An 8,682-nucleotide genomic window follows, 5' to 3' on the forward strand; every position below is an offset into this window, starting at 1 on the left:
GCTTGATGGTGGTTAGAGTTTTCCGGCGGTGGTGGGGGTTTTGTGGCCCGGGGTGGTGGGCATGCCGGTGCCGGTGTAGTGCCAGAGGGATCCGTCGGTGCGGGTTGCGAGGAGGTCGGGTTTGCCGTCTCCGGTGGTGTCGTTGGGGCCGAGGATGGTGGTGTAGATGTTGAAGCCGGTTCCGATGGTGCGTGCTGGTGTGTAGCCCTGGTTCGTGGTGGAGGCTTTTCCGGTTCCGGCGTAGAACAGGAGGGTTCCGTCGGGTTTGCGGGCGATGAGGTCGGTTCGTTTGTCGCCGTTGAAGTCTCCGGGGGTGATGATCTGGGTGAAGTTCTGCCAGCCTCCGTTGCCGATTTTGAGGGCTTTGGTGTAGCCCTCGTTGGTTTTGGTGATGGTGCCGGTTCCGGCCCAGAGCCAGAGGGTTCCGTCGGCCTTGCTGCCGAGGAGGTCGGGTTTGCCGTCTCCGTTGTAGTCTCCGGGGGTGAGGAGCCGGTCGAAGTTCTGCCAGCCTCCGTTGCCGATCTTGCGGCCTGGTTTGTAGCCTTCGCTGGTGGTGCTGACTGTTCCGGTGCCGGCGTAGAACCAGAGGCTGCCGTCGGTGTGTCGGGCGAGGAGGTCGGGTTTGCCGTCTCCGTTGAAGTCTCCGGGGGCGAGGATCTGGGTGAAGGCGTTCCAGCCGCGGGAGCCGATCTTCACGGCTTTGCCGTAGCCGCCTTTGCCGTCGCCGTTGTGGAACCAGAGGGTTCCGTCTTTCTTGCGGCCGATGAGGTCGTTGGTGCTGCCGCTGTTGAAGGTGCCGGGGGACAGGAGGATGTCGTAGTTCTGCCATCCGGTGGTCGCGATGCGGGTGGCGGGCTTGTACCCGTTGTCGTTCATGGGGGTGCCTGCGAAGAACCACAGGGTTCCGTCGGATTTGAAGCCGACGAGGTCGGTCCTGCGGTCGGAGTTGAAGTCGCTGGCTCCGATGACGTCGGCGTAGGCCGACCAGCCTTTGGAGATGCTGCGTCCTGGTGTGTAGCCGGGGTTGGTGGCGCTGGCGTTCCCGGTGCCTTCGTAGAGCCAGAGGGTGCCGTCGGCCTTCCGGGCCAGGAGGTCGGCTTTGCCGTTTCCGGTGTAGTCCCCGGCTCCGGTGATCATGTCGAAGGTGTTCCAGCCGGTCCCGATGCGTACGGGGGTGCCGAGCAGGTTGTCGCTGCGGCCGGTGCCCTGGTAGAGCCAGAGGGTGCCGTCGGCTTTGCGGGCGATGAGGTCGGGCCTGGCGTCGCCGCTGAAGTCGCCGGGGGAGACCATGATGTCGTAGATGTTCCAGCCCGAGCCGATCCTGACGGCTGGTTTGTAGCCCTCCGTGTCGGAGCTGACGCGCCCGGTTCCTGCGTAGAACCACAGGGTGCCGTCGGTCTTGCGGGCGAGGACGTCGGGGCGGCCGTCGTTGTTGAAGTCCTGGCCGCCGACGAGCTGGCTGTAGATACCCCACCCCGATCCGATCTTCACAGCGGTCCGGAACGAGCCCGATCCGGTCCCGTCGTGGAACCACAGGGTTCCGTCCGTACGGCGGGAGATCAGGTCATCGGTCCCGTTACCGTTGAAATCCCCGGCATTGACCGTCATCAACGACTTGTCCAACACCACCGGAACCACCACCGGAACCACAGGAGTCACGGCCGACGCCGTCTTGTTGCGTACGAAAGCATCAAGGCCGGCTGCGGTTCCGCTCCAGCGATTCCAGTCCCCGACCACGGGGCCTTCGGAGGTGTACTGCCAGAGGGCATCCGACCGCCAGCCCGCTGGGAGCGCACCCGCGCAGCAGTTGTTGTAGGACGCGATGTGGAGCGGGTGATTCGCAAACGCGGTGCTGTACCCGGTGCACGTGTTCCACCAGTCGGTGGTCGTGTAGATCATGGGGAGGCGGCCGGTCCGCTGGACCATCGTGGTGGAGAAATCCCGGATCCACGTGACCATCTGGGCTGGGCTCATGTTGTAGCAGGCGTTCCCCAGTTCTTCGTAGGGGTTGTACTCGACGTCCAGGAGGGGAGGGAGGGTTTTCCCGTCAGCAGACCAGCCGCCGCCGTTCCTGATGAAGTAGTCGGCCTGCACCGCGCCGCTCGAGACGCTCGGGATGGCGAAGTGATAGGCACCCCGCACCATGCCGGCGCTTTCGGCCCCCTGGTACTGGCTGCCGAAGGAGGGGTTCTTGTAGACGACTGCCTCTGTCGCCTTCGTGTAGGCGAACCGGGATCCCTGCCGGTAGGCGGCCGCCCAGTCGACGTTGCCCTGGTAGCTACTGACGTCGACGCCCAGGATCCCGGCAGGCCTCCAGTAGTTGATCATGGCCTGGAGTCCCGTCTGGGCGGCCATCGGAGCCCCGCCCTGGAGGGATGATGTGGCGGACGCGGCCTGATCCGCGTCCGTCGTCGTACCGGGCAGTGGTGCCGGATCGACGCCGCCGGTCGACGCCTGCTCCTCGCTCAGCCGGGCATACTCCTCTTCCGTAGGCACCTGAGGGTCACCGGTCTCGGCGATCCGCTCGACGCCCTGGCCGAGACTTGCTCCGAGGGGGCCGATGAGCTCGGACAGCGCGGTCATGTTGCGAGCCAACTCGTCCGGGGACAGATCGGCCGATTCTGCTGGATCGGGACCTGCCTGCTCGGTCCCCTCCTCAGCCGGAGCCGCCGTCGATGATGACGGCTCCTCCTCCGATGACCCCTTCGGCGGCAGGGGCACCTGAGGTGCCGTTGCCGCCGAGGTCGGCGAAGGTACTCCCGGGGTAGGAGCGGCCACTCCTGCAGCAGGTGATTCCTGTGCGGTCGCAGACGGAGACGGTTGCACCCCGACGGGCGTCTCCTGTGCGACCGCAGGCGTGAGCCCGCCCAGCAGGGTTGTGGTGAGTACAGCCACGGCGAGGAGCCTTGTCCGGTCAGGCAAAATCACGATGAATCTCCAGATAGAGGGCTTCGATTGGCTGCGATCGCCAGTCGCCGCGGTGGTTAGAGTTTTCCGGCGGTGGTGGGGGTTTTGTGGCCCGGGGTGGTGGGCATGCCGGTGCCGGTGTAGTGCCAGAGGGATCCGTCGGTGCGGGTTGCGAGGAGGTCGGGTTTGCCGTCTCCGGTGGTGTCGTTGGGGCCGAGGATGGTGGTGTAGATGTTGAAGCCGGTTCCGATGGTGCGTGCTGGTGTGTAGCCCTGGTTCGTGGTGGAGGCTTTTCCGGTTCCGGCGTAGAACAGGAGGGTTCCGTCGGGTTTGCGGGCGATGAGGTCGGTTCGTTTGTCGCCGTTGAAGTCTCCGGGGGTGATGATCTGGGTGAAGTTCTGCCAGCCTCCGTTGCCGATTTTGAGGGCTTTGGTGTAGCCCTCGTTGGTTTTGGTGATGGTGCCGGTTCCGGCCCAGAGCCAGAGGGTTCCGTCGGCCTTGCTGCCGAGGAGGTCGGGTTTGCCGTCTCCGTTGTAGTCTCCGGGGGTGAGGAGCCGGTCGAAGTTCTGCCAGCCTCCGTTGCCGATCTTGCGGCCTGGTTTGTAGCCTTCGCTGGTGGTGCTGACTGTTCCGGTGCCGGCGTAGAACCAGAGGCTGCCGTCGGTGTGTCGGGCGAGGAGGTCGGGTTTGCCGTCTCCGTTGAAGTCTCCGGGGGCGAGGATCTGGGTGAAGGCGTTCCAGCCGCGGGAGCCGATCTTCACGGCTTTGCCGTAGCCGCCTTTGCCGTCGCCGTTGTGGAACCAGAGGGTTCCGTCTTTCTTGCGGCCGATGAGGTCGTTGGTGCTGCCGCTGTTGAAGGTGCCGGGGGACAGGAGGATGTCGTAGTTCTGCCATCCGGTGGTCGCGATGCGGGTGGCGGGCTTGTACCCGTTGTCGTTCATGGGGGTGCCTGCGAAGAACCACAGGGTTCCGTCGGATTTGAAGCCGACGAGGTCGGTCCTGCGGTCGGAGTTGAAGTCGCTGGCTCCGATGACGTCGGCGTAGGCCGACCAGCCTTTGGAGATGCTGCGTCCTGGTGTGTAGCCGGGGTTGGTGGCGCTGGCGTTCCCGGTGCCTTCGTAGAGCCAGAGGGTGCCGTCGGCCTTCCGGGCCAGGAGGTCGGCTTTGCCGTTTCCGGTGTAGTCCCCGGCTCCGGTGATCATGTCGAAGGTGTTCCAGCCGGTCCCGATGCGTACGGGGGTGCCGAGCAGGTTGTCGCTGCGGCCGGTGCCCTGGTAGAGCCAGAGGGTGCCGTCGGCTTTGCGGGCGATGAGGTCGGGCCTGGCGTCGCCGCTGAAGTCGCCGGGGGAGACCATGATGTCGTAGATGTTCCAGCCCGAGCCGATCCTGACGGCTGGTTTGTAGCCCTCCGTGTCGGAGCTGACGCGCCCGGTTCCTGCGTAGAACCACAGGGTGCCGTCGGTCTTGCGGGCGAGGACGTCGGGGCGGCCGTCGTTGTTGAAGTCCTGGCCGCCGACGAGCTGGCTGTAGATACCCCACCCCGATCCGATCTTCACAGCGGTCCGGAACGAGCCCGATCCGGTCCCGTCGTGGAACCACAGGGTTCCGTCCGTACGGCGGGAGATCAGGTCATCGGTCCCGTTACCGTTGAAATCCCCGGCATTGACCGTCATCAACGACTTGTCCAACACCACCGGAACCACCACCGGAACCACAGCCGGCACACCTCCACCCGGCGGCGTGATGGTCACAGCTGCGCTCGAGGTCCCGATCGAGTCGATCTTGATCGTGGTTCCCCCGTGCGTCTTGAAGGTCTGCCCCTGTTGCCAGGTCAGCGACGTGTTGCCCCACCCCGAGCGGAGGCTGTTGGGGGTCAGGACCACCGAAGCATTGCCACTCCAGCCCAGCACGTCCATCTTCGTGATCTTGACGCCACGGTTACCGCCCGCAGCGGTTGCGGTGTCATTTCCGACGGGAAGACGGAGCTCCAGGTAGTAGACGTCCTTGCTGACCGGATCGGTGAACTTGGTCGCTCGTCCCGCCTCGGTCCCAGCCCAGGCCTTCAGGGTGGTCCTGGCCGTCGTCGACGGTGTGCCCAGGTTGCGTATCTCGTTCCCGCGACCGAACCCTCCGTACTCCCACAGGAACGCGTTGATCTGGGGGGAGCTCACCTGGGCGTATCCCATGAGGTCGGACGTGTCACCGTACTCGGAGGACCAACAGGAGCTGTCGGCCCAGCCGTAGGAGGCGCGCGGCACGTCGGCCCGGGCGTTGGAGCACGCCAGTGAGTTCGCGTGATGGAGGCCGAGGACGTGACCGAATTCGTGGGTGATGACGTTGTTCGTCAGCGCGGAGGGGTAGGGCATGATGACCCGGCCGCTCGTGGCGCTGTCGGTGAACCCGCCTCCGAGGATTCCCCAGGAGCCGTTGTAGTTGAGGTCGGCGTGCGGCACGAAGATGACGAGCGACTCGTAGGCGCGGTACTGCCAGTTCAATTCCTTCGTCACGGTCGCCATGATGGTTCCGTAGGAATCCGTGATCTTCGCCGCGGACTTATGCCGGTACTCGTTTACTTTCGCGAAGGTCAGCCGGCCGGCCGACGCGGAGTTCCAGTATTTGTTGGCACTCGTGATGGAGTTGCGCGCGGCAGTCATATTGATGGCGTCGGTGTCTGCAACTGTCTTCCCCGACAGTTGCACGGTGACCAGGGTGACCTTGAAGTCGCCCGTCCGCGGCGCGAGGGCCGCGTTTCCCTCGCTGTCGTCGACCCCGAGGGAGGACGACGCCTTCAGCGGCGTGACCGGTTCGGCGAAGTGCTCTCCGTACCGAGCGTTGGAGTCCGGATCCTCGAGCGGGTTCCACGTCAGATCAGGAACGAAGGACGTGATCTCGTCCGGCGTCGCAGCCGGGTCTGATTCGGGATCCGACACCGACTCCGTCGGTACCTCCTCGGTCGTGGCCGGCTCGCTTGCCGGGACCGGAACCGCTTCCGGGATCGCTTCTTCGGCGACAGGTGCCGACGTCGTCGCCGGTTCCGGTACGGCCAGGTCCGGCGGGGCCGTGCTTGTCGTGGGGGACGGCGACGGGGCGGGCGCCTCGTTCATTGCTACTGCGGGAACCGCACTGCCCATGAGACTGATGGACAGTAAAGCGGCACACAGAAGCCGGGCGGGGGAGGGCAAAGTCACGGGTTTCTCCAGCAGAATCCGGGCGTTAGCCAGCTGAGTGATTGCTCGAAAGAGTACAGCCCTGTTACTAGTGGGACCCACGTTTCGGAAGTGAAGGAAGAATCTTAGGTAAAACCTGCGCCTGTCATCGTATTTGGGTCGGCGTGTCGATGGGCACACGTCCATTCCGCAATAAAGACGCCGTGAACGCAGGATGTCCACATCTGCAGATAACTCTGGTCGCCCTGCGGGGGCTTCAGTAGGGTGAAGGTCGGACGCGCCGGCGCGGAGCGGCCCGGGGGCTATGCGGAACCATGACAATGGGAGTTTCGGATGGACGGTGTGCGGCTCGTCGAGGGGGAAGTTCGGGAACTCATCCGCCGTCGTGGCCTGGATCCGTCGCGGCAGGCCTCCCAGGTGCAGGTCCTGGTCAACGACGCCGTTGCCGACTATGACGAAAGGTCCATGCTGGGCGTCCTTCCCCCGCTCGGACGACTCGATGTGGCGCGCAAGCAGGTATACGACGCGGTTGCCGGCTTCGGCGCCCTGCAGCCGTTCCTCGACGACCCTACGGTCGAGGAGGTCTGGATCAACGCACCAGCCAAGATTCCATTTATGTTGTTTCGGGCGCATACTGGCAATCATGAGCGATCCAGCACGATCCTGCGGCATCTACGCCCGAATCTCCTCTGATGATGGTTCTGCTCTGGGCGTGGCGCGGCAGGTAGACGACTGCAGTAAGGAGGCTGTGCGCCGCGGCTGGACCGTCGCCGCCGAGTTCGTAGACAACGACGTTAGCGCCAGTAGGTCGAGGGCTCGACCGCAGTATCAGCGCATGCTCGAAGCGATCCGGGCTGGCGAGATAGACGCGCTTGTCGTCTGGGACATCGACCGGCTGACCCGTACGCCGCGCGAGCTCGAGGACATCATCGACCTAGCAGACCGTCACGGTCTGCAGCTCGCCAATGTTGGCGGAGATACGGATCTCTCCACGCCCAACGGCAGGATGACTGCCCGAATCAAGGGCACTGTGGCACGGCAGGAAATTGAGCAGTTGTCTAAGCGGCTTAAGCGGAAGTTCGAGGAAAACCGCAAGCAAGGTCTTCCGCACGGCATCACGCCGTTTGGCTACCGACGCCAGCCCGTCCTAGATGAGTCCGGTCGTGTAGTGGGAACGCAGGACGTGATCGACGCTGCAGAAGCCGAAGCCATCAGGGAGATTTACCGGATGGTGATTGCGGGTGACTCTCTGCGGAGCCTCGCCAAGTACCTCAATGAAAAAGGTATGAAGACAATCCGCGGCAACCCTTGGCAAGGCAACGTGGTCGGCAACATGCTTCGGAAGCCTCGCTATGCCGGGCGCTACGCGCATGCCAAGCAAGACATCGGCAAAGCCGCGTGGGAGCCGATCATCAGCCAGGATACCTACGATCAGGCGCTAGCGGTCCTAACAGCGCCGGGCAGGCGTCATACGGGCGGCGTCGAGATCAAGTACCTCCTTAGCGGGCTGGTCCAATGTGGGCGCTGTGGCACCGAGATGCGCCCCAACATCAGTCCTAAGCGCAAGCCGACCTACGCCTGCCCAGGTTGTATGAAGCTCGCGCGGCAGATGGAACCGGTGCACGACGTCGTAAACGCAGTCATGGTTGCTCGCCTCTCACAGCCGGATGTACTCGCTCACCTTGCCGATCAGCCTGACGCTCTGACGACCGCTGCGACCACGCGCGATGCTGTGCTGGCGCGGATGGACACCGCCGCCGACAGCTTCGCGCGTGGCGACATCACGGGCCGGCAACTGGCCCGGATCAACGAGCAACTAACAGTGCAACTTTCAGCCGCTGAGACCGACGTGCGGAGGTATCAGCCGGTGAGGGTGCTCGATGGCATGACGGGACCGGGTGCAGCGAAGGCGTGGGCCGCTGCGTCCATCGAGCGACGGCGGCTCATCATTCGTACACTCGCCACGATCTCCATTTTGCCCAGCGGACCCGGTATCAGGTTCACGCCAGAACAGGTTCAAGTTACGTGGCGCAACAATTCGGATTGACAATTGATTAATGCGCGCGTGTACTTGAATTAAGTGCAAAAGTAGTTCAGACTTACTTGTGTATCAATCAGCCCTCGCGCATCGAGGCAACTCGTAAGATTCACCCTTCGAGGCCAGAAGGAAAACGGCCCGCGGCTAAGACCCGACAACTCGACATCAAGATGCGCCTCTTCAACAGGAGTTCTTGATGTCCGATCCAGTCCTCACCGCGCGTTCCCGTGTTGCCCTAGCGACCAGGCACGGAAATATAGAAGCTGCAACCGCGGCCCGGCGTGATCTCACCGCCGCTAAACTCGCCCGCGCTATCGATGAAGCACTCGCCGCAGAGCCGGCCCTTACTCAGGAGCGCCGTTTTGAACTGGCTTTGCGATTAGGCGGCGAGCGATGACGGCCGAATCGGTGGCTGCATATGTGGCCAAAGTGGTAGCAAAAGCGGCTCTTCTTACTTGAGGTGGGAGTGGCTGAGTCCGCCGCCGATGAGGAGCATGCGTAGGCGGTAGTTGTCTCGGTTGCGGAATCCTCGGGCGACGCGGCGGTGGAGTTCGATGAGTCCGTTCACGG

The 8,682-nt window shown here is 63.8% G+C and carries 4 protein-coding genes; 2 read left to right on the forward strand and 2 right to left on the reverse strand.

The annotated features are described in order from the left end of the window. Window positions 1–12 precede the first annotated feature (12 nt). Together FJV46_RS04785 and FJV46_RS04790 are read right to left on the reverse strand one after the other, a co-directional pair. Window positions 13–2,583: a GH25 family lysozyme gene (locus FJV46_RS04785; RefSeq protein WP_087029436.1), complete on the reverse strand. Its 2,571-nt coding sequence runs from the start codon at window positions 2,581–2,583 to the stop codon at window positions 13–15. Window positions 2,584–2,984: 401 nt separating this feature from the next. Continuing rightward, on the reverse strand, window positions 2,985–5,837 hold the full coding sequence (locus tag FJV46_RS04790) for an FG-GAP-like repeat-containing protein (RefSeq protein ID WP_126130625.1): 2,853 nt from the start codon (window positions 5,835–5,837) through the stop codon (window positions 2,985–2,987). 579 nt (window positions 5,838–6,416) lie between these two features. Here FJV46_RS04790 and FJV46_RS04795 point away from each other — a divergent pair. Both FJV46_RS04795 and FJV46_RS04800 read left to right on the forward strand, forming a co-directional pair. Continuing rightward, window positions 6,417–6,767 carry a hypothetical protein gene (locus tag FJV46_RS04795; protein WP_186336548.1) on the forward strand — a complete coding sequence of 117 codons (351 nt, stop codon included), beginning with the start codon at window positions 6,417–6,419 and terminating at the stop codon, window positions 6,765–6,767. Beyond that, a complete protein-coding gene (locus tag FJV46_RS04800) occupies window positions 6,718–8,121 on the forward strand; it encodes a recombinase family protein (protein WP_087025293.1) in 1,404 nt (467 codons plus the stop codon). Before FJV46_RS04795 ends, FJV46_RS04800 begins: the two co-directional genes overlap by 50 nt. The last annotated feature ends 561 nt before the right edge of the window (window positions 8,122–8,682 follow it).

Origin of the sequence: Arthrobacter agilis (assembly GCF_006494655.1) — a bacterium.
GTDB lineage: Bacteria > Actinomycetota > Actinomycetes > Actinomycetales > Micrococcaceae > Arthrobacter_D > Arthrobacter_D agilis.